Here is a 21,347-nt window from a genome sequence, read left to right on the forward strand (position 1 = left end):
GTCTCATGTTCACCTCTCGGGCGATGCGGCCCGAGCAGACCGAAAGGAAGCGGATGGCCAGCGACTTCACCGGCCTCGTCGCCATCGTGACGGGAGGAGCATCCGGCATCGGCGCCGCGATCGCGCGGCGGCTGAGAGCGGATGGCGCGCGCGTCGCGGTCTTCGACCTCGCGTCGCACGCTCCAGCCGCCGATCTCGCCGTACAGGTGGATGTGAGCGATGACGAGTCCGTTGTCGCCGGGGTTCGACGTGTCGTGGAAGAGTTCGGCCGCCTCGACATCGTCATCAACAACGCCGGCATCGGAGCCCAAGGCGATGTGGCGGCCAACTCCGATGAGGAGTGGCACCGCGTGCTGGATGTGAACGTCGTCGGCATGGTGCGGGTTTCGCGCGCCGCGCTCCCCCATCTGCGCACGTCACCGGCCGCAGCGATCGTCAACACGGCATCCATCGCCGCGACCGCGGGCCTGCCTCAACGCGCCCTGTACTCCGCATCGAAGGGCGCGGTGCTGGCGCTGACGCGCGCCATGGCCGCAGACCACCTGGGCGAAGGCATCCGTGTGAACGCCGTCAGCCCTGGCACTGCCGACACTCCGTGGGTGGCACGTCTGCTGGATGCCGCGCCCGATCCCGCCGCCGAACGTGCGGCACTGGAGGCCCGCCAGCCGCACGGACGCCTCGTGTCGGCCGACGAGATCGCCGACGCCGTCGCCTATCTGGCGAGCCCCGCAGCGGGCTCCACGACAGGCACGGCCATCGAGGTCGACGGCGGCATGTCCGGGCTGCGCCTGCGCCCTCGCGGCTGAGCGGGCGCCACGTCGCTAGGGTGTTCAACAGCCGGAGATCGACCGCGAACATCAGCGCTGAGGAACACGAGTGGGACAGCCCGATACGCCCCGCGACACTGCGGACGGAGCGATGGGTGGAACAGCGGCCAACGTCGAAGCCGTAGCGCGCCTCTTCCCTCACGTCGTCACCGAGGAGATCGACGAGACCGGGCAGCCACGGCGGGCGGTCGACTTCGACCTGCTGCGTCAGGAGCTGGCCGGCCGGCTCGTCGAAGGCCCGCGTGAGCGCTATCGACTCGATTGGCCGGGCAAACGGGCGGCTGCCCTCGCCGCAGGCACTCCGGCCGCCACTCGACTGCGGGAGGATGCCTCGGCATCCGTCCACGCGGCATCCACCGGCAACCTGTTCATCGCCGGGGACAACCTCGAGGCACTCAAGCTGCTGCGCGAGACGCACGGCCGAGCGGTGAAGCTGATCTACATCGATCCGCCCTACAACACGCGCAACGACTTCGTGTACAACGACGACTTCGCAGTGAGTGTGCGCGCCTTCCGCCGTGGGGCACTGCTCGAGGACGACGTCGAGGACAGCCTCGACGAGGACTCCGGAGACGACGGAGCCGACGGTCGGTTCCACTCGGCGTGGCTCAGCATGATGTATCCGCGGCTGCTGCTCGCGAGAGACCTGCTCGCGGACGACGGTGTCGGCTTCGTCAGCATCGACTCCAATGAGGTGGCGCAGCTGAAGCTGCTGCTGTCTGAGGTGTTCGGCGCCCGCAACGTGATCGCGACCATCGTGTGGGTGAGCAATCTGAAGGGCAGGCAGATCTCGGGGGGCGGCCCGGCCGGCACGCACGAGTACATCATCTGCTTCGCAAGGAATGCGGATGCCGTCGCACGATTCCGCGGCTCGGCTGCCGATCTGCACGCCCTCATGCCTGCCGTGTACCGGCGCGCCGACTATGCGCTGAAGTACGACGCGAAGGGTCCGTACGTCACCAAGAACGAGCTCTACAACACCAATTCGCGGTTCAACGAGCGAACGGCCCCGACCATGGTGTTCCGCATCCACTATCACCCGGGCACGGGTGAGGTGCTCGTTACCGACATCGACGACGACACCGAGTTCGCCGGCTTCGTGACGGCGATGCCGCATCCGAACCACCGGCCCGGCCTGCGCTGGCACGCCTGGAGATGGAGCAGAGCGCGCGTGCTGGAGCACAGCGACGATCTCGAGTTCGATGTGACCGGCGGCACCTTGCGCATCCGCACGAAGGTTCGAGACGTCGACGGCATGACCTTGAAAGACGTGATCATCGGGCCAAGCACCATGACGGGCCAGCGCGACCTGGACGACCTCGGGATGCGCCGGCTCTTCGACGCCCCCAAGCCCGTCGCGTTGCTGCGCACATTGATCGCCGTCACCACGTCGGACAACGACATCGTGCTCGACTTCTTCGCCGGCTCTGGCACGACCGGCCAGGCGGTGATGGAACAGAACGCCGACGATGGCGGCCGGCGCAGGTTCGTGCTCGTGCAGCTCGACGATCCCGTTCCGCCGCGGTCAGAGGCGGCTGCCGCCGGGTTCGGGACGATCGCCGACGTGACGATCGAGCGGATGCGACGTGCTGGCGAGCGGCTTCGGGCGCGGAGCGAGGAGGCGACGGCATCCGTCGATACGGGGTTCCGCGTCTGCCGGCTCGAGCAGGCGCCGTAGCGTCGCACCGCATCCGCTGTTCCGCGGCGAGTGCTCAGCAGCCGTCCACCGCTCTCCAGGATGCCTGCACTACCCTCACAGGATGCGCACACGATCCCATGCGGCCCGGGTGCGCGCCGCCGCTGCCGCGCTGCTGATGTCCGCTCTATTGCTGGCCGTCTCCGGATGCTCGCAGTCCCGCTCCACGCACGACGATGGCCCCGGATCCCCCGACGTTCCGGCTACCGCCACCCCTGCGCCCACCCCGACGCCGACCTCGACGTTCCGGGCGGGAACGCCGTCCGACCCGCTGCGGTACGCGGCGCTCGGCGACTCATACTCCTCCGGGCTCGGTGGTGGAGAAGCGAGCGGCAGCTGCATGCGCAGCCCTAAAGCGTTTCCGCATCAGCTGGCGAAGTCGAAGACTGTCGTGCTCTCGCGCTTCGTGGCGTGCTCGGGCGCGACGACCACCGACGTGCTCGAGCGGCAGATCGACGCGCTCGACCCACAGATCGACCTGGTCACGATCACGATCGGCGGCAACGACCTGGGCGTGAGCGCCCTGCCGCCCGCGTGCGAGCTCGGCGAGACGACCGCGTGCAAGGCGGCAGTGGCGACGTCCGTCGCCTTGCTCCACCAGCTGCCCGCCAAGCTCGCGAAGACCTACAAGGCCATCGCCAAGGCCGCACCGCACGCGCGGATACTCGTCGCTGATTATCCGCTGTTCTACGACCTGCCGGTGATCAACGAGGACACCCTTGGTTCGGCCGAGGTGTCGTCCGCGATCGCGGTCGACACTGCGGTCGCCTCGCTCGACGCGACCATCGCGAAGGCGGTGGCGAATCAGCGGCAGGCGGGCACCGACATCCATTTCGTCGACGTCTCGTTCAGCGGCCATGGGCTCACGGCGAAGAAGCCGTGGTTCGTGCTGAAGGGGTTCGACGCCTACCATCCGACGGCGGATGGCTACACCGAGTACGCGAAGACCTTGAGCGCCCTGGCGCGCTGAGGGCAAGCAGCGCCCCCTCAGTCGACCCGCAATCCAAGTTCTTCCGCAAGCGCGGGAGCCAAGGTGATGAGCTGCTCGAATGAGACCGTCGCACCATTTAACGAGGAGATGCCCCGCACGACCTCGAGGTCCGCACCGCGGAGGTCCACGTCGGCCAAGCGCGCGTGGGATGCCTCGAGCACGCCGATGCGGCACCCGCTGAACGCAACGCGGGTCGCGCTCGCACCGCCCAGATCGAGTTCGTCGATGGTGCAGTCCTCGAACGACACGTCGATCAACTCGGATGCCCGCAGGTTCACGAACCCGAGCTTGCACCCGCTGAGGCGCACGGAGTTCCAGGTGCTCTCGTACAGCTCGACGGCGCCGAGGCGGGAGCTGCGCACCTCGACGTCACGCCAGTCGCCGCCCTGAGCCGCCAGCACGGATGCAGTCACTCGGTCGAGCCGCGCTTCGCGCAGCCTCGAGTCGATGAGACGAGCCTCGGAAAGCTCCAGTCCGACGAGTTCGCATTCGGATAGCCCGACGCTCGGCAGATCGGCACCCGCGAGTATCTGCGAGTCCTCTGCCGTCGGGGCGAAGCGGAGCGCCTCGTGGACGCGACGCGGGCGCAGCGCGGAGGGGTCGGCATCCGTGAGTTCCGCAAGCACGAGCGGATCGATGCGCGGCGGTTGCAGGGGTTTGGGGCGCGGCATGGCGTGACGCTAGCACGGTCCCGCGACGGAAGGTTCCGGCAGGCAGCGCATGCGGCGGCGGGCTAGAGCGGCCACAGTGCCCGACGGGCCGGGCTCTAGCGGCCGGTGCCCGCGTAGACGACTGCCTCGCTGTCCCCGTCGAGGCCGAACGCCTTGTGCACGACGCGTGCCGCCTCGGCGACCGTGTCGGCGCGCGTGACGACGGAGATGCGGATCTCGCTGGTCGAGATCATCTCGATGTTGATGCCCGCGACGTATAGCGCGTCGAACAGTGCGGCCGAGACACCGGCGTTCGAGCGCATGCCTGCGCCGACCAGGGCGAGCTTGCCGATCTGGTCGTCGTACTGCAGCGACTTGAATCCGACCTCGTCCTGCTCCGATCGCAGGGCCTGCAGCACGCGTTGCCCGTCGCCCTTCGGCAGAGTGAAGGAGATGTCGGTGAGACTCGTGGCTGCCGCCGACACGTTCTGCACGATCATGTCGATGTTCGCATTGGTCTTGGCCACGATCTTGAAGATCAGGGCGGCTTTGCCTGGAACGTCCGGCACGCCCACGACCGTGATCTTCGCCTCGCTGAGGTCGGTGGCCACTCCGGCGATGATCGGCTCTTCCACTGTCTTGCCCTTCTCCTGGAGCTTTTCACGCAGTGCGGCGAGCCGCGCGGCGTAGTCATCGGATGCCTCGTTGAGCACGTACGTGCCCTCCGCATTGCTGAACGAGGACCGTACATGCAGCGTCACCCCGTGCCTACGCGCATATTCCACCGCGCGTATATGCAGAACTTTGGCGCCCGCTGCTGCCAGCTCGAGCATCTCTTCGCTCGTGATGTAGTCGATCTTGCGTGCCATGGGCACGACGCGGGGGTCTGAGGTGAAGACGCCGTCGACATCCGTGTAGATCTCGCAGACGGATGCCTCGAGCGCCGCCGCCAGCGCAACCGCTGTGGTGTCGGATCCACCGCGGCCCAACGTTGTGATGTCGCGCGACTCGCGGCTAAAGCCCTGAAAGCCCGCCACGATCACGACCGCGCCCTCGTCGAGCGCCTCGCGGATGCGCCCGGGCGTGACGTCGACGATCCTCGCCGCGCCGTGCCTGGCATCCGTGATCATGCCCGCCTGGCTGCCGGTAAACGAGCGTGCCTCGTAGCCCATGGACGTGATGGCCATGGCGAGGAGCGCCATCGAGATGCGCTCCCCCGCGGTCAGCAGCATGTCGAGTTCGCGCGGATCGGGAATGGGCGTCACCTCGTGCGCGAGATCGATCAGCTCGTCGGTCGTGTCGCCCATGGCGCTCACGGCGACGACCACGTCGTTGCCCGCCCTGCGCGTCTCCACGATGCGCTTGGCGACGCGCTTGATGCTCTCGGGGTCGGCAACCGACGAACCGCCGTACTTCTGCACGATCAAAGCCACGTGGACTCCTGGGGGTGGGATGCGACACGGCGGGCGGATGCCGGCGACTCGCGTCTGGTATCCCAATTCTACGGGCGCGCGGTAGGCCGAAATGACGGCAGGTCCCCAGCGGCTGTGCGCGCAACATCCAGGCCGCTCGTCGAAAATCGGAGATTCGCGCCGACGCGCCGCAATGTCGGCGGCAACGCCGGCGTGTCGCGACGAATCTCCGATTTTCGGATGCTCGCGCCCGGCGGGAGCGAACAGAGGACCCCCCTCACACGGCAGACTCGCCCGGTTCGCCCGGTGCTCAGGGTGCGCCCGGTGCGCTGGGCACGCCCGACGCGCTGGGCACGCCCGACGCGCTGGCCGCATCGAACTTCCCGGCATCCGCTCGCCACCCGCGCAGGCTCGGGATCGCCAACGCGATCACCCCAGCGCCGATGACGCACGCCACACCACCCGAAGCGGCACTGATCGCACCAGACGTAGCGGATGCCACGAGGCCCGCCCGCAGATCCCCCAGGCCGGGCCCGCCCGCGCCGACGAGGAAGTCGAGCGAGTTCATGCGGCCGCGCAGGGCATCCGGCGTGCTGCGCTGCAGGATGGTGCCGCGACTGACCACGGTGCCGGTGTCGGCGGCTCCGGCGACGAACAGACCGAGCAACGCGAGAGGCAGCCATCCGGCGAGCCCGAACAACGCCATTCCCGCGCCCCACACTGCGCAGCACGCGACCATCACGACGCCCTGCCGGGGCTGACGCGTGATGCGACCGGAGAAGATGCCCGCAAGGATGCCGCCCAGCCCGATCGCGGGAAGCATGAGCCCAAGCGTCACGGGCGACCCTCCGAAGCGCTCGGCGTTGATCACAGGGAACAGAGCAGCGGGCATGGCGAGCACCGTCGCGTTGAGGTCGACGACGAACGCACCGATCAGCACAGGAGTACGAGCGAGATAGCGCACAGCCGCGAACATGCCGCGGCCCGATCGGCCGACGGTCGAGTCGCGCTGCGGCTGGCCCACTTCGGTCGGAAGGTTGAGGATGCCCCACAGAGCGGCGAGGAATGTCACGGCATCCACGACAAGACACAGCCCCACGCCGACCAAGTCCACCAGGAGTCCAGCCACGAACGGTCCGACCAGCATGCCGACCTGCGATGACAGCCTCATGAGGGCGAGCCCGGCGCCCAGGCGCTCCCCGTCGAGCAGGCGCGGTGCGAAGGTCTGAGCGACCGGCGCCCCGACGGATCCGAGCGCAGCGCCGACGGCCATGAACGCGTAGACGATCGGGACGTCCGCAACGCCCAGAAGCACGACCGCTGCGAGTGAGGCCGCGGATGCCAGCTGCGCGAGCCTCACGATCAGCAGCAGGGTGCGGCGGTTCATCCGATCCGCGAGGGTACCGCCGACGAGACCGAAGACCGCAAGCGGCACGGCCCGAACCAGGCCGGTCAGCCCCACCAGAGCCGCAGAGTGCGAGAGCTCCCACACGTAGTACAGCAGCGCGAAGCCGCTGAGTTGGCTGCCGAAGCCAGATACCGTCGTTCCGATCCAGAACGCACGGAAGGCAGGGATGTCGCGCAGCGGCCGAACATCCACCAGGTGGTCCCGGAGGCGCTGACCTGAGCTCGTCGGAGGACGCCGTCCTGAGCTCGTCGAAGGGCTCACCCCTCGGCCCGCATATGGCTAAGCACTCGCTCCGCGAAGGGCTGCCGGTCGAGCGCCGCCCCCATCGCAACGGCGATCGCCTCCAGGTCGAAGCCTGCCTCGTGTGCCACGTCTCGCACGGCAGCCTCGGTCGCATACCACTCGCGCCAGAAGATCGAGGCCACCTCCCTGCCTCGCTCGGTGAGCGACACGACGCGGCTGCGGGCATCCATTCCGGCCTGCGACTCGACCAGCCCCGCCTTGCGCATCGCTGCGACGGACTGGCTCATCGCCGAGTGCGTCACGCCGCAGCGCTCCGCCAGTTCACGGATGCTCATGCCGCCGTCGGCGAGGAACATGAGCGCCATGCTGAACCGCGGCCGTACACCCTCGATGCCAAGCCGCTCGTACGCGCAAGCGATTCCCGCCTCCATGCGCTGCTGCACCGCCTTGATCGGACGCCACGTGCTCGGCAGTTCCTCCACGCGACGAGGACGGGAGCGCGTCTGATCGTCCGCCGGACCGGCGTGCGCTGGATCGGGATCAGGGTTCACCGGAGACGTCACAGCGCTAATATAACAGTGCTGTCAGTTCTACTACAACGCACCCCCCACCGACCGTCAGGCCAGTCCCCCACACCCTCCCGTTCGCGTCCGTCGTTCACATTCGCCCGGTTCTCCGTGATCATCGGCATCGGCCGCCGACAGACTCCCGGCATGGACTCTTCTATCGACGACGAGGCGGAGGAACTGCTGCGCACTGCCGCCCACTCATTGACCGATCCCGTTCCAGGCGAATGCCTTCCCTGTTACCTCGACCGCATGCTGCACGGGGCTTCCTGTGACGGCTCACTTCGGTTTGCGCAGAATTACCGGGATGCCACTGCTCCCCGTGCGACGGCACTGGAACGGCGACTGCATACGAGCGGAGCATGCTGCGATTGCGAGGTTCTGATGAACGTGTACTCGCCGCTGAGCACCTACGTGGAGCCGTGCGATCACGTGAGGCGGGGATCGACGCAGCCGTGCCGGCTGTGGACACGGCACTGGAGGGGTATGCGGTGGTGATCGCGACGGGCGCGCTTCACCCGGGCAACTGAATCTGTGCCAACCGATCGCCCGCGTACGCATCGATGCCGGTCACTCGCTCGCCATCCGAGTGGAGGGCCATCAGCGAGGACGGACGACCGTCCACGAGCACGAGCACACCCGACTCCCCATCAACGAGCACCGGCCGCAGCTCGGCAACTGGGTTCGCGAACATGAGGGCACGTGAAGCGACCTCGACGGCGCCCCGCACGATGACCGACGCCGAAGCGCCCCCGTCGACTCGCAGCATCACATCGGGAGCGAGCACCGAAACGAGTTGATCGAAGTCGCCGCGACGAGCAGCGGCGAAGAACGCATCCACAAGGCGGCGCGTGCTCGGCCCGCCCGATGCATCCGTTCCCCGGGAGTTCGCCCGCACGCGTCGCCGCGCACGACTCGCCAGCTGCCGTGCGGCTTGGGGAGCGCGGTCGAGTAGCTCGCCGATCTGCTCGAACGGTACGTCGAACGTGTCGTGCAACACGAAGGCCACGCGTTCTGCGGGTGACAGCCGGTCGAGCACGAGCACAAGAGCGGTTTCGACCGCGTCCGACAGCTGGGCGGATGCCTCTGGATCGCCGAGCGGGCTCAGCGCCTCGACCACGGGGTCCGGGAGCGCCTCGTCATAGTCCGTCTCGGCGCGCATCGATCGTGAGCGCAGCATGTTCAGGCACACGCGCGAGGCGGCCGTGGTCAGCCATCCACCGAGGTTCTCGATGTCGTCATCGCCGGTTCGCGACAGCCGCAACCAGGTTTCCTGCACCGCGTCATCTGCTTCGGCGTCTGATCCGAGCATGCGGAAGGCGAGGTGGTGCAGTCGCGTTCGATGCACCTCGAATCGCTCGGCGAGATCTTCTTGACGAGGCATGTCACGTTTCCTTCCGGTGGCGGGTCATCCGTGTGCCGCCGTTATGACCGTCAGCAACCCGACGATGTGACATTCGAGTCCATGTCCGAGGCGGCATCGCCAGATGCGAGATCAAGAAAGAGGAGACGCCATGACAGACACTACGCAGTCACCCGAAGGCGACACCATCGTCGAAGTGAGGGCACGCATGCCCCATCCCGCCTTTCTGCTCGAGGGCGGAATGGATGCCCTCAGCGCAATGAACAAGGTAGCCGGATCAACCGATCTGCCGGCCGCGATCGTGCACCTGGTCACTCTGAGGGCCAGTCAGATCAACGGATGCTCCTGGTGCACGGTGGAGCACACGCGCGAGCTGCGCGAGGTGGATGGCGCGAGCGACGAGCGGATCGCAGCCGCGGCATCCTGGCGAGAGGCGCCGTACTTCACCGCGCGCGAGCGGGCCGCGCTTGCCTTCACAGAGGCGGTGACCCGGGTCGCGGACAGGGCCGATCCGGTGCCGGACGATCTCTGGAACGAGGTGGCTTCTGTGTTCAGTAAGCGCGAGATCGCTGCGCTGTTGTTCTCGATCGGCACGATCAACGTGTGGAACCGCATCAACGCTGCGATCAGGCAGCCTGCCGGCAAGCGTTGACGGCATCCGCACCCGATCACGGGCACCGAACGCCGAGAGCCAGGGCCGCGGCATGCTCCCGCCGCGCCCCTGGCTCCTTCAGCGGCCCGCCGTCATGCCGGCGGCCGCAGGTCGGCTCAGCCCAGGGTGGGCCAGCCGTCTGCACCCCAGCCGAGCTTGGCGAGCGCCAGTGTCGGGGTCCCGTTGTTGTTGGCGTCGTAGTAGTGCCACGCGAGGTATCCGTTCGAATACGACTCCCCGCCAGGACCGATCTCCGACCCCTTCGATGACAGGAGCGGCGTGCCGCCGTTGTCGAGCATCGGCGTTCCGTTCTTGTCTACATACGGCCCGGTCACCGAGTCCGACCGACCCACCGCCATGTTGTAGGTGCTGTTCACTCCCTGGCAGCAGAAATCGCGCGAGACGATCAGGTAGTACTTGCCGTCGTGCGGAATGACCGTCGCGCCTTCGATGGCATTCGGTGGCGACTGGCGGTCGGCGATGCGCAGCGGCACGGAGTCATCCGCACGCTCCCCGCTCGGCCACGACAGCTTGACCATGCGGATGCCGCTCCAAAACGACCCGAAAGCCATCCACGGCGTACCGTTCGCGTCCTGCACGACGGCTGGGTCGATGGCGTTGTAGTCATTCGCAGTCGTCGACGTCACCACCGCACCGCGATCAACCCACTTGTAGTCCTTGCTGGTCGGGTCGAGCGTTGTGTTGGTCGCCAGGGCGATCACCGAGTTGTTCGATCCGAAGCTCGAAGCGGCGTAGTACAGGTAGTAGGTGCCGTCGTGCTGGTAGATCTCCGGCGCCCATAGGTTGGTCACACCGGGCACCGAGGTCTTCAGCCACTGCGGCTTCGTGTTCCACACCGTTCCCAGGTCGTGCCAGGTGTGGCCCTCGTCGGTCGACTGCTTAATGCGGATGTTGCCATCGTTGATCGACGGATCGCCCGTGAAGTACACGTACCACGGCTGGCCGTGCTGCCCGGCGACCAGCGCCGGGTCGTGCACGACGAGATCCCCGCTCACGGGAACGCGATGCGCCCCGACCGGATGTCCCGACGTCGGCGCCGCGCTCATTCCGAGCACGGCCCCCGCGCACGCGACCGTGGCGAGCGCGGTCAGCAGGCCTCGTTTGAATCTGGAGCGAATTCTGAACATCGTTGTCCTCCCTCTTACTTCTCGACAGACGGATGCCTGCCCCTCCTCACGACAGACGGATGCCTGCCGTATCCGTCACCGCGCCGCCGCCGACCCTCCGAAAATCGGAGATCGGGGCTGACACGCGGGCGCCATCCGTGTCCCGCCGGCGTGTCGCGGCAGATCTCCGATTTCCCGCGGCGTGGACATGGCCGCCCGAAGATGGCACGGCCGGGCCAGGCCCATCACGCCAGGGCCAGCGCCGACCACGACACGGGCGGCAGCGTCACGGTGAGCACGCCGTCGACCAGGGTCGAGCCCTCCAGGTCACGCAGCCCCACCCGGTTCTGGTCGAGCAGCGTGTTCTTCGCGTACACGTCCTCGTCGTGCAGCGTGGTCGCCTCGGTGATCTGCGAGACACCCAGTGAGCGCACGTCGATGCTCACGGTTGTCGGCTCGGAGCTGCTGCGGTTCACGAGGAACACGGCGGCGGCGTCCTCGTCGACGGTCGCGACGGCATCCACCAAAGGCGCATCTCCGTACACCGCGGTGGAGTAGGTTCCGGCCTCGATGCGCGGCACGAGCACCTCGCCACGAGCGAGTCGGCTCGTCACCGAGAACGGGAAGAAGGTGGTCTGCCGCCACGCGTCCCCGCCCGGCTCGGTCATGATCGGGGCGATCACATTCACCAGCTGCGCGAGCGAAGCGGATGCCACGCGGTCGTGGTTCTTCAGCAACGTGATGAGCAGGTTGCCGAGCACGACGGCATCCGCGACGGAATAGACATCCTCGAGCTGACGCGGCGCGTAGCGCCACTCGTCGTTCACCTCGTCGGAGTCGCGGTGCTCGTCGAGGTACCAGATGTTCCACTCGTCGAACGACAGCTTGATCTTCTTGCGGCTGCGCAGCTTGTTGCCGACGTGGTCGGCCGTCGCTACGACGGTGTCGATGAAGTACTGCATGTCGAGCGACGACGCCAGGTAGGAGTCGAGGTCGCCGCCGCGCTCCTGGTAGTACGCATGGCACGAGATGTAGTCGACGTGGTCGTAGGCGAGCTCGAGCACCGTGCGCTCCCAGTCGCCGAACGTGGGCATCCCCGATCCGGACGATCCGCACACCACGAGCTCGAGATTCTTGTCGGCCATCTTCATGGCGGCCGCGGTGCGCGCGGCGAGCGTGCCGTAGTCGTGGGAGGTCATGTAGCCCGTCTGCCACGGCCCGTCCATCTCGTTGCCGAGGCACCACATGCGGATGTCGTGCGGCTCCGTCGTTCCGTTGGCGATCCGCTGGTCGCTCAGCGCGGTACCCGACGGATGGTTGCAGTATTCGAGCAGGTCGAGGGCCGCCTCGATGCCGCGCGTGCCGAGGTTGACGGCCATCATGAGTTCCGAGCCGGTCAGCTTGAGCCAGCGCGCGAACTCGTCGACGCCGACCTGGTTCGTCTCGAGGGAGTGCCAGGCGAGGTCCCTGCGCACCGGACGCTCCTCACGCGGCCCGACCGAGTCCTCCCAGCGGAAGCCCGAGACGAAGTTGCCGCCCGGATACCTGATCGTGCTCGACCCGAGCTCCTTCACGAGCTCCACGACATCGAGACGGAATCCGTCTTCGTTGGCGGTCGGGTGCGACGGCTCGTAGATGCCGTCGTACACGCACCGGCCGAGGTGTTCCACGAACGATCCGAAGATGCGGCGGTTGATCGGGGCGACCACAGCGGTGCGGTCGATCGAGATACGGGCGTTGAGCATGGTGTTCCTTACTTGACGCTGCCCAGCGAGAGTCCGCCCTGCCAGTACTTCTGCAGCGACAGGAACGACACGATGAGCGGGATGATCGAGATGAGTGCGCCCGTGATCACGAGGTTCCAGAGCGACTGGCCCCCGGTGTTCACCTGCGCCTGGGCTTGCAGCGCGCCAAGACCGACCGTGACCGGGTACAGCGTGGGGTTCGAGATCATGACGAGCGGCAGGTAGTAGTTGTTCCAGGTTCCCACTACGCCGAGCAGCAGCACCGTAACGACAGCCGGCCGCATGAGCGGAAGGGCGACGCGGGCGAAGATGCGGAGCTCCCCTGCACCGTCGACGCGTGCTGCGTCGATCATCTCGAGCGGGATGGCCTCGTCGGTGAACACCTTCATGAGGTAGACGCCGAACGGGTTGAGCATGGACGGCAGCACGACGGCCCAGATGGTGTTGGTCAGGTGTGCGCCGCTCATCATGATGAAGAGCGGGATGGCCAGCACGGTTCCGGGGATCATGACCGACCCGAGAACGATGGCGAAGAAGATGCGGCGCCCGCGGAAGGCGTACATCGACAGCCCGTAGCCGCCGAGGACCGAGACGACGGTCGCACCTACGCCGCCCAGGATGGCGTAGACGAACGAGTTGCCCAGCCACTGCGCGTACTGCCCGTTGGAGTAGGTGAACAGCGCGCTGATGTTGGCGAACAGGTCGAAGCTTCCGCCGAACCAGAGCGGGCTCGTCTTGCCGTCGAACAGCGTGGCCTGACTCTTCGAGCTTGCGACGATGAGCCACCAGAACGGCAGCGCGAAGTAGACCATGAACGCCACGAGCGCGACGTGCACGATGACGCTCGGTCGGCGCCTGCCCCTGCCGGCGCGCTGGAATCGTTCCCGCTGCGGTGCCAGCTTCTCTGCTCTTTGCGCCTGGACTTCGGCGACGGGCGCCACAGTGGTCATTTGAGCAATCCGTTCTTGCCGCGGGTCGCGAACATGAAGAGGTACGACCCGATGAAGACCACGACCCCGAGCGCGAATGCCAGGGCGGAGCCGTAGTTGAACTGTTGGTATCCGAACGAGACCGTGTAGGCGTAGATGTTCGGCGTGTAGTGCGAGGTGATCGATCCGTTCGACATGCCGCGAAGCATCTGCGGCTCGTTGAAGAACTGCAGCGTGCCGATCAGCGCGAAGACGAGCACCAGCATGAGCGACGAGGTGAGCATCGGGATCTTGATGCGCAACGCCACCTGGAAGGGGCTCGCACCGTCGACCCGCGCGGCTTCATATATAGAGGGGTCGACCGCCTGCAGCGCCGCGAACAGGATGATCATGTAGTAGCCCGACCACTGCCACGAGACGATGTTGGTCAGCGACCAGAACACCGTGTTGTCGGCGAAGAAGTTGGGTGCCTGCAGGCCGAACCATCCGAAGACCTCCTGCGCGGGGCCGAAGCTCGGGCTGTACAAGAAGCCCCACATGAGTGCGCCGATCACGACCGGCACCGCGTAAGGCATGAAGATCATCAGCCGCGAGAACTTGCCGAAGCGGCTGGAGAGGGCATCCAGAAGCAGCGCTGCGATGAGGGCGATGATCATCTGCAGCGGGATCATCACGACCGAGAACAGCACGACGCGCCAGACGCCGTCGAGGAACAGCGGATCCGTGAACGCTTTCGCGTAGTTCGCCAGCCCGACCCAACTGGTTCCGCCGACCTGCGTCGTGTTCTGCAGGCTCAGGATGAACGCGTAGACGAGCGGGATGATGAGAAAGAGAGCGAGCAGCAGGGCGAACGGGGCGGTGAAGAACCAGCCCCATCTGGCGCGCCGTGCGGCGACGATGTCGCGCCGCCTGGTCTTCGCCCTGGGCAGCGCGGGCGCAGCGGTCTGGGTCATGTTCGAGTCCTTTTCGATCGGATGCCGCCGGCCCGGCCGCGCTGCACGTGTTGCGCGCGCGACCGGGCTGGCGGGTCAGGTCACTGGCTGACCGTGTATCCCTGCTGCTTCGCGTACGAGACGACGTTCGACTGCCACGTCGAGAGGGCGGCGGACGGCGTGGACTTGCCCTTGTTCAGGGCTTGGAGCACGTCGCCCTGCTTGTCGAACACGTAGTTCTGGAACGGGCTCCACTGGTAGCCCTTGTAGTCGGTCGCAGCCTTGAGGAAGACATCCTGGTTGATCTGCTGACCTCCGAAGAAGGCGTACTGCTTCTGAGTGAAGTAGTCCGACTGCAGGATGGGCTTCCACAGCGGGAACAGGGCGGCCTGCTCGATGCCGATCTTCCATGCCGCCTCCGTGCCGAAGATGTCGCGGGCGACCTCGGCCGCCGCCTTCGGGTCGCTAGCCTGCTTGCTCACCGAGAACGCCGACCCCCCGATGTTGACCTGGGTCGGGTTGGCGGCATCCCACTGCGGGATCGGCGCCGCCTTCCAGACCGCGTTCTTGTCGGCGCCGGTGAAGCCCTGCAGGTAGCCGGGCAGCCAGGCGGCGGCGATCACTGCCGCGTACTTGCCGTTGACCAGGTGCGTGTTGTAGTCGGTGGTCGAGGCATCCTCGGTGCCCACGAGCTTCTTCTGCACGAGGTCGTTCCAGTAGCCGAGCACCTTGTTGCTCGCCTGGTCGTTCAGGTTCACCTTGATGCTCGACTTGCCGGTGAGCTCGAACGGCGCCGAGCCGGCCTGAGCGAACAGAGCGCTCTGGTACGCGCCGCCGTTGCCCGGGAAGTCGGTGATCAGGGTCTTGCCGCCTGAGGCATCCTTGATGGTCTGAGCGTCTGCCTCGAACTCGTCCCACGTGGTCGGAGCCTTGGTGATGCCGTACTTCGCGAAGATGTCCTGGCGGTACAGCATGCCGACGGGGCCGCCGTCGACCGGGATGGCGTAGTTCGCGCCGTCTTTGGAGACGTCGTCCCATGCGCCGGTCGAGTAGTTGTCCTTGACCTTGTCTGCGCCGTACTTGCTCAGGTTGACGATCGCATTGTCGGCGATGTAGTTCGGCACCACGTCCGACTCGAGCATGACCACGTCGGGAGCGCCCGAACCGGCCTTGATCGCCGTCGTGAACTTGTTGTACTCGTCGGCACCTGCGCCGGCGTTGGTCCAGCAGATCTGAACGTCTTTGTGCGTCTTGTTGAAGAGGTCGACGACCGGCTTGAACTTCGGGTACCAGGCCCACATCGTGACCTGCTTGGCGTCTTTGTTGACGATCGTGTTCTGGCAGCTCGACGCACTCGCGCTGCCAGAGCATCCGGTGAGCGCGACGGCGGCCAACGCAGCCACCACGCCCACTCCAAGGAGCTTCTTCATTGGATTCCCTTTCGGTGTTGACACCTTTGTCCGCGTCCCGCAGCGCCGATCGATCGGGTGCCGGTTGCAGGATGACCACGTTCTACAACGTTGTATATAACGTTGTAGAAGACATGATGCGGGGCGCTGCAGACGGATGTCAAACGCGAAAGATCACGATCAGGAAACGGCGCTGCGCCGGGCTCAGGTCAGCCCCATCCGCTCACCCGGTGTACTCGCCTGTGCACTATGGTCCCGTCGTGCGACCAGACTCAGGGTCGCGATGACGGCACTCAGGGGCGCCCAAGCACGTCTCGGCTTCGCCCTGAGAACGCGGCCGAGCTCAAGGGATGCCGGCGCTCAGCCTCCGGTGGATTCCCTGATCACGAGCTGGAACGGAACGTCGATCTCCTGCGCGGATTCCTCGGCCTTGGCATCCTTCTCCATGCGGTCGAGAAGGATGTCGACGGCCCTCCGAGCGATCTCGTCGCGTCCCGGATCGATGGTCGACAGCGTGGGTATCGAGTACCGCGTTTCGTCCACGTCGTCGAAGCCGATCACTGCAACATCGTCGGGAACCCGGATGCCCGCCTCCTGCATCACGCGCACGGCGCCGAGCGCGAGCGTGTCGTTGAACGCGACGATCGAATCGAAGTCGATGCCCTTGTCGAGGAAGGCCCGCATGGCCTCTGCACCGTCTTTGCGGTGCCAGGTTCCCACGTTGACGATGAGGTTCTCGTCGATCGGCAGCCCCGCGGCATCCATCGCCTGCCGATAGCCCTCGAGCCTCAGCCCGGCCGATCCGATCACCTCGCCCGGGTGGGCGCCGAGGGCCATCACGCGTCGCCGTCCGAGCGAGAGGATGTGCTCGGTCGCCGCCCGCACGCCCTCGGTGTTCTGCATGGTGACGTGGTCGCGGGGCCCGTTGAAGATGCGCTCGCCGAGCAGAACGAGGGGCATCTCGATGCCGTCGATCACGTCGACGTCGGACTGTTCGAGCGCCAGGACGCTGTAGAGAATGCCGTCCACCATCGCCGTGCGCGGCTTCTGCAGCGTAGCCAACTCGCTCTCACGGGAGTCGGCGAACTGCTCGATCAGCACGGAGAGGTCGTGCTCGGCTGCAGCCCGCATGACCGAGTCGGCAAGCTCCGCGAAGTATGCGTTGCGCAGCTCAGGGATCACGAGGCTGATCATCCCCGTGCGTCCGGATCGAAGGCTGCGCGCGGTCGGGTTCGGGTGGTAACCGAGCTGCTCGATGGCATCCTCGACCCGCTGCTTGGTGGCTGGGCGGATGTGCGGATATCCGTTGATCACGTTCGACACGGTCTTGATCGAGACGCCAGCAAGCCGGGCGACATCGTGCATCGTGGCCGGCATCGTCGTGGTCTCCTCCATCGCGGTGCTCGTGGGCCTCCGCGCTTGCAAGGCTAGTGCGCTACAGGTTCACCACGAGGTGAGCGCGCCCGCGAGCGGATGCCACGCGCCGCGCATTCGGCTCGTCGACGTGCTCGACCCAGGCGCGGGCATCCGCTGGGCTCTTGCCGAATCGCTCGTGGCGCGCCACCAGCCTCGGCACACGCACCTCGTCGCCGGTCTCGACGAACCAACCTTCGGCGAGCAGTGAACGGATGCCCCGCCACGGCTCCTCCTCGTCGAGCAGGTAGTTGCCCTCCACGATCACGACCCGGGCGGCCGGTTCGATCGGGATGCTCCCCGCGATGGGCTGCTCGAGGTCGCGCTCGAACGCCGGCGCATACACGACGTGGTCGCGCTCGTCGAGGATGCGGCGCAGCAGCGCGACCAGCCCGTGGCCGTCGAACGTGTCGATGGCGCCCTTGCGATCAAGCCGCCCGAGTCGAGTGAGTGCGGCGTCGGCGAGGTGGAAGCCGTCCATGGGCAGCACGGCGACCTCGTGCCCGCGACCCCGTTCGGCTGCGCCCTGTGCCAGAGCAGCGGCGAGCGTCGACTTGCCGGCGCCCGGAGCGCCGACGATGCCGAGGAGCGCACGACCGCCGGATGCCTGCGCGTCGGCGAGCGCGAGCATCCGGTCGACGAGAGGGTCGAGGATGCCGTCGGTTGAGCTTGTCGAAGCCGAGTCCGCTGGAATCCCAACCCCATTCGCCAGCAGCTCCACAGCCGGTTGATCCGGCTCCGGCCATTCGACGTCGTGCAGTTCTTCCCGGCGGAACCAGCTGATGCTGTCGTGATCGATGCTGACCGACGGCGCAGCATCCGTCAGCGTTGCCCAGTAGCAGCTGAGGTCGACGAGCCGTCCGTTCACTGGCGTGAGGCCGCGGTGGAGCAACTCACCGACACGGATGCCCACCCCCAGCTCCTCACGGATCTCGCGCACCAGAGCATCGGTTGCCGGCTCCCCCGGCTCGACTTTGCCGCCCGGGAACTCCCACAATCCGCCCGCCTCACGGTCGGCATTCCGCCGGCAGGCGAGCACCTTGTCGCCACGGGTGATGACCGCGGCGACTACAGGAATGACTTTGGTCATTCGTCCAGTGTGGCGGAGCGTGACATGCTGGCCAACGTGCTGTCCATCGACCCGTCGCTGCCCTCACCGCTCTACGAACAGCTGCGCGACCAACTAATCGCGCAGATCGGCACCGGTGAACTCGCACCGGGCGACAAGCTTCCGTCCGTGCGCCGGCTTGCGAGCGATTTGGAGCTCGCTCCGAACACCGTCGCACGGGTTTACAAGGAGCTCGAGTCGGCCGGATACCTACAAACGCAAGGGCGAAACGGCACCACCGTCGCCGAGGATCTCACTGGGAACGAGACGCACCGAAAGCTCGCAGAGCTCACGAGCGACTACCTCAAAGCCATGGCACCGCTCGGCTTCAATACCGAGCGCACCATTGCCTACTTGCAAAGGCACGTTGCTCACTCAGGCGGCAGAAGCCACACACCCGGCCACCCCTGAACTCGTGCGCGTTCTGTCCGCGAGATGGCCCGATACCCCCGTCGACCCGCAGGTGGACTTTACGCGCCGTTGAACTGCTCGAAGCGTGCCGCAAGTCGGTGCCGATCAGGCCAGTCCACCTTTCGCTGCGGGACGCTCAGCGCACGTCTGTGCATGTCCTGAAGGCCGTGCCTGAGCATCGGGCCATCGACCTCGTCCAGAAGGTCGCGATCGATGCGCACCTCGTAATCAGGTGTGATGCCGAGCAAGTTGCGATCGTAAGCAGCGTGATGGATCTTGCATAACGCGAGGCCGTTCTGGACGATCGCAAGCCCACCGTCTTCGAGGTCGCCGACGATGTGCGCGGCGTCGAGAAGTTCTGCATGCTTCAGTGAGCAGACCGCACACGTTCCTTCGTAGGCGTGCATTACGCGAGCGCGGAAAAGTGGCTGGTGAAGTCGAGCGCGCGTTATGCGCTCCGAGTACCGGCGCGCGTCTCCTGTCATCTTCAACGGATCTCCGAAGAACCGGAAGATCTCATCCACTGCGAGCATGACGCATCGCTGTTCGGGCAGATTCTCGACGATGTAGACCGGATAGTGAGCGACGTACACACCGTTGCGGATTCCCTGGAAGTAGACGATGGGGTCGCGGTGTTGGAAAGCGGCAACGAGCTTCTTGTTGTCGCCACCATCCTGAGCACGGTACGAATAGCGGATCATCCCACCGTCCAATACTGCGTCTTCATATGGGTGACCTTTAGCACTTGTCATCACAGTGAGGCTCGAGGTGAAGTCTGCCGGGTTACGGATTCCGCGGTTCCGATCTAGAAGCGGTATCCGCTCGCCTTCGAACGAATAGTTCTCAAGCTCAGCCCGGGTCAACTCCCATTTACCAGAAGCGAGCTGCCCATCGAGCCAGCGGAACACGTGGTACCTGGTAGCCGCCTGCTCGGCGGTGCTTCTCGTCCGCGGCATTCCGTTTCTCATTTCTACGAAGTTGGCCAGCTCTATCCATTCAGTGAACAGTCAATAGTCTCGTCCAGTCCAGAAGTTGATTACTGCCCCGTCCAGAGATCGGGAGGAGCGGCGGCCGCCACCTGTGTCTCGAGGCTCCGGCTGCGGCGACGGCGTAGTTTCTACGCGCCCTGCCTGATCAGGTCGTCACTCCGCGGCATCGCAGCGCGGCGAGCTAATCCTGTCGTTGGCTCCCAAGTCCACTCGTGCCCTGCGGAATCACGGAAGTCAATCCGTCGGACTCGGCGTGTATCCGCATCGGTCAACGGAGAGAGGACATCGGGCGCCGGCAGAACCTGCTTGACTCCCCATGGCTTGGCCGCGCCTATCGACAGCGATTCAACGAAGAACGTTCCCGGCGGAAGAACACGGAATTCGATCGGATAACGCGCCTTGGGATTCTTGTTCCCCGCCGCCGTGCCCTGGACATCGTGAAACACGGCCGGCGCCGTGTTGATCACAACTATCCCCCAGACATCCTTGCCATCGAGATCACCATGAGCCCACCAGGCCGCCAGACCGGCAGCGGCGCGTCGCTCTTCGCGATCATCCTCGTGTGTGATCGCACGCCAGGCATAGAACGCCGCCCCGCTAGCTGCGATAAGGCCGAGACCAGTGAATATCGCCGACAACCAGTTCGGTATGTATTCGCCCCAAAACACGATTGGACTCTAGCCAAGCCCAGGTAGACAACAATGTACATTTCCGGCGTGTAGTCGTAGGTGGACCGCGTGCCCTTCGAAACTAGGGCGATGACCGCAACTAGGTATGCGAATGGCATCTTTGGACACCGCGCTCGCCGAGATACTGCAGGTCGACCTCCCTCGCGGGGGCCAACGATCGCTTCCCGCAGCCACCCACAGCGGCAGGCCGCTACTCTCATCTCATGCTCCAGGGCATCCCGAATGAGCAGAACCGCGAATCCACCAACCGAGCGCCATCCTTCCCGACGGAGCCCTAGCCCGCCTTTAGCCAAGGGACGAGGACATGAAACGCGACCCCGTCACGAGCACCGTCCTCGTATCAATCGGATACGACGAGGACGCCTTCGTCCTGGAGCTCGAGTTCGACGGCGGCGCCATCTATCGGTATTTCGAGGTCCCACCCTTAGTTCACGCCGAGCTCCTCGGTGCCGAGAGCCTTGGCGGCTACTTCGCACGGCACATCCGAGACCAGTACCCCTATGAGCAGGTCTGGAACTCCGACTAGCACCGAGAGGGAAGGCCCAGCGGCATGTTGCGACGCCCAAGGAGCCGTCACAGTGTGGGCTGGACCGCGCGTGGAGCAGAGCGGCCGCGCATTAACGCAAGAAGGGCCGCCCACGAATGGGCGGCCCTCCTACAAAGAAGTCCGGCGGTGTCCTACTCTCCCACAGGGTCACCCCTGCAGTACCATCGGCGCTGAGAGTCTTAGCTTCCGGGTTCGGAATGTGTCCGGGCGTTTCCCTCTCGCTATGGCCGCCGAAACACT

Annotated in this window: 20 protein-coding genes, 1 rRNA gene and 1 pseudogene; 7 read left to right on the top strand and 15 right to left on the bottom strand. The window is 66.0% G+C overall.

Annotated elements, in window-relative coordinates; translation table 11 throughout:
- The first annotated feature begins 53 nt into the window (after positions 1-53).
- The 3 genes from ACO2Q7_RS16980 to ACO2Q7_RS16990 all read left to right on the top strand — a co-directional run bounded on the left by ACO2Q7_RS16980 (position 54) and on the right by ACO2Q7_RS16990 (position 3,493).
- Positions 54-806: an SDR family NAD(P)-dependent oxidoreductase gene (locus ACO2Q7_RS16980; RefSeq protein WP_423356890.1), complete on the top strand. Its 753-nt coding sequence runs from the start codon at positions 54-56 to the stop codon at positions 804-806.
- Positions 807-876: 70 nt separating this feature from the next.
- Complete coding sequence (locus ACO2Q7_RS16985; protein ID WP_423356891.1) at positions 877-2,505, top strand: site-specific DNA-methyltransferase; 1,629 nt, start codon at positions 877-879, stop codon at positions 2,503-2,505.
- Between the two features lie 82 nt (positions 2,506-2,587).
- Entirely contained in the window at positions 2,588-3,493 is a 906-nt protein-coding gene (locus ACO2Q7_RS16990; protein WP_423356892.1) for an SGNH/GDSL hydrolase family protein, read from the top strand.
- A gap of 17 nt (positions 3,494-3,510) precedes the next feature.
- On the opposite strand, the gene ACO2Q7_RS16995 is transcribed toward ACO2Q7_RS16990, so the two are convergent.
- The 4 genes from ACO2Q7_RS16995 to ACO2Q7_RS17010 form a co-directional block, all read right to left on the bottom strand.
- Positions 3,511-4,185, bottom strand: a complete 675-nt coding sequence (locus tag ACO2Q7_RS16995) for a pentapeptide repeat-containing protein (RefSeq protein ID WP_423356893.1) — start codon at positions 4,183-4,185, stop codon at positions 3,511-3,513.
- A 95-nt stretch (positions 4,186-4,280) separates the two neighbouring features.
- A complete protein-coding gene (locus ACO2Q7_RS17000) occupies positions 4,281-5,597 on the bottom strand; it encodes an aspartate kinase (RefSeq protein WP_423356894.1) in 1,317 nt (438 codons plus the stop codon).
- Between the two features lie 289 nt (positions 5,598-5,886).
- Positions 5,887-7,176, bottom strand: a complete 1,290-nt coding sequence (locus ACO2Q7_RS17005; protein ID WP_423356895.1) for an MFS transporter — start codon at positions 7,174-7,176, stop codon at positions 5,887-5,889.
- A gap of 65 nt (positions 7,177-7,241) precedes the next feature.
- Positions 7,242-7,790 (bottom strand): MarR family winged helix-turn-helix transcriptional regulator, encoded by a 549-nt coding sequence (locus ACO2Q7_RS17010; RefSeq protein ID WP_423356896.1) that lies wholly within the window; start codon positions 7,788-7,790, stop codon positions 7,242-7,244.
- A gap of 150 nt (positions 7,791-7,940) precedes the next feature.
- Between ACO2Q7_RS17010 and ACO2Q7_RS17015 the strand changes: the two are divergent.
- Positions 7,941-8,171, top strand: a pseudogene (locus ACO2Q7_RS17015) (DUF2695 domain-containing protein); the annotation flags it as partial.
- A 136-nt stretch (positions 8,172-8,307) separates the two neighbouring features.
- Here ACO2Q7_RS17015 and ACO2Q7_RS17020 read toward each other — a convergent pair.
- Complete coding sequence (locus tag ACO2Q7_RS17020) at positions 8,308-9,177, bottom strand: sigma-70 family RNA polymerase sigma factor (protein WP_423356897.1); 870 nt, start codon at positions 9,175-9,177, stop codon at positions 8,308-8,310.
- Between the two features lie 130 nt (positions 9,178-9,307).
- On the opposite strand from ACO2Q7_RS17020, the gene ACO2Q7_RS17025 reads away from it, so the two are divergent.
- Complete coding sequence (locus ACO2Q7_RS17025; protein ID WP_423356898.1) at positions 9,308-9,808, top strand: carboxymuconolactone decarboxylase family protein; 501 nt, start codon at positions 9,308-9,310, stop codon at positions 9,806-9,808.
- Between the two features lie 116 nt (positions 9,809-9,924).
- Here the strand turns inward: ACO2Q7_RS17025 and ACO2Q7_RS17030 are convergent, their stop codons facing one another.
- From ACO2Q7_RS17030 to ACO2Q7_RS17060, 7 genes are all read right to left on the bottom strand, one after another.
- Positions 9,925-10,956 (bottom strand): arabinan endo-1,5-alpha-L-arabinosidase, encoded by a 1,032-nt coding sequence (locus tag ACO2Q7_RS17030; protein WP_423356899.1) that lies wholly within the window; start codon positions 10,954-10,956, stop codon positions 9,925-9,927.
- Positions 10,957-11,180: 224 nt separating this feature from the next.
- Positions 11,181-12,680, bottom strand: a complete 1,500-nt coding sequence (locus ACO2Q7_RS17035) for an alpha-N-arabinofuranosidase (RefSeq protein WP_423356900.1) — start codon at positions 12,678-12,680, stop codon at positions 11,181-11,183.
- Positions 12,681-12,688: 8 nt separating this feature from the next.
- A complete protein-coding gene (locus ACO2Q7_RS17040; protein WP_423356901.1) occupies positions 12,689-13,630 on the bottom strand; it encodes a carbohydrate ABC transporter permease in 942 nt (313 codons plus the stop codon).
- On the bottom strand, positions 13,627-14,562 hold the full coding sequence (locus ACO2Q7_RS17045) for a carbohydrate ABC transporter permease (protein ID WP_423356902.1): 936 nt from the start codon (positions 14,560-14,562) through the stop codon (positions 13,627-13,629). Before ACO2Q7_RS17045 ends, ACO2Q7_RS17040 begins: the two co-directional genes overlap by 4 nt.
- A gap of 80 nt (positions 14,563-14,642) precedes the next feature.
- Complete coding sequence (locus tag ACO2Q7_RS17050; protein WP_423356903.1) at positions 14,643-15,971, bottom strand: ABC transporter substrate-binding protein; 1,329 nt, start codon at positions 15,969-15,971, stop codon at positions 14,643-14,645.
- Positions 15,972-16,310: 339 nt separating this feature from the next.
- Complete coding sequence (locus tag ACO2Q7_RS17055) at positions 16,311-17,327, bottom strand: LacI family DNA-binding transcriptional regulator (protein ID WP_423356904.1); 1,017 nt, start codon at positions 17,325-17,327, stop codon at positions 16,311-16,313.
- 58 nt (positions 17,328-17,385) lie between these two features.
- Positions 17,386-18,453, bottom strand: coding sequence for a nucleoside/nucleotide kinase family protein (locus ACO2Q7_RS17060; RefSeq protein WP_423356905.1), 1,068 nt, complete (start codon positions 18,451-18,453; stop codon positions 17,386-17,388).
- A gap of 24 nt (positions 18,454-18,477) precedes the next feature.
- Between ACO2Q7_RS17060 and ACO2Q7_RS17065 the strand changes: the two genes are divergently transcribed.
- Positions 18,478-18,882 (top strand): GntR family transcriptional regulator, encoded by a 405-nt coding sequence (locus tag ACO2Q7_RS17065; RefSeq protein ID WP_423356906.1) that lies wholly within the window; start codon positions 18,478-18,480, stop codon positions 18,880-18,882.
- A 59-nt stretch (positions 18,883-18,941) separates the two neighbouring features.
- Here ACO2Q7_RS17065 and ACO2Q7_RS17070 read toward each other — a convergent pair whose 3' ends face one another.
- Together ACO2Q7_RS17070 and ACO2Q7_RS17075 are read right to left on the bottom strand one after the other, a co-directional pair.
- Positions 18,942-19,790, bottom strand: coding sequence for an HNH endonuclease (locus ACO2Q7_RS17070; protein WP_423356907.1), 849 nt, complete (start codon positions 19,788-19,790; stop codon positions 18,942-18,944).
- Between the two features lie 209 nt (positions 19,791-19,999).
- Positions 20,000-20,539 (bottom strand): hypothetical protein, encoded by a 540-nt coding sequence (locus ACO2Q7_RS17075; RefSeq protein ID WP_423356908.1) that lies wholly within the window; start codon positions 20,537-20,539, stop codon positions 20,000-20,002.
- Positions 20,540-20,864: 325 nt separating this feature from the next.
- Here ACO2Q7_RS17075 and ACO2Q7_RS17080 point away from each other — a divergent pair, with 325 nt between their 5' ends.
- Complete coding sequence (locus tag ACO2Q7_RS17080; RefSeq protein ID WP_423356909.1) at positions 20,865-21,086, top strand: KTSC domain-containing protein; 222 nt, start codon at positions 20,865-20,867, stop codon at positions 21,084-21,086.
- A gap of 139 nt (positions 21,087-21,225) precedes the next feature.
- Here the strand turns inward: ACO2Q7_RS17080 and rrf are convergent.
- Positions 21,226-21,342 (bottom strand): 5S ribosomal RNA (gene rrf / locus ACO2Q7_RS17085).
- Between the last annotated feature and the right edge of the window lie 5 nt (positions 21,343-21,347).

It is taken from the genome of Rathayibacter sp. KR2-224 (assembly GCF_049446075.1).
Lineage (GTDB): Bacteria > Actinomycetota > Actinomycetes > Actinomycetales > Microbacteriaceae > Humibacter.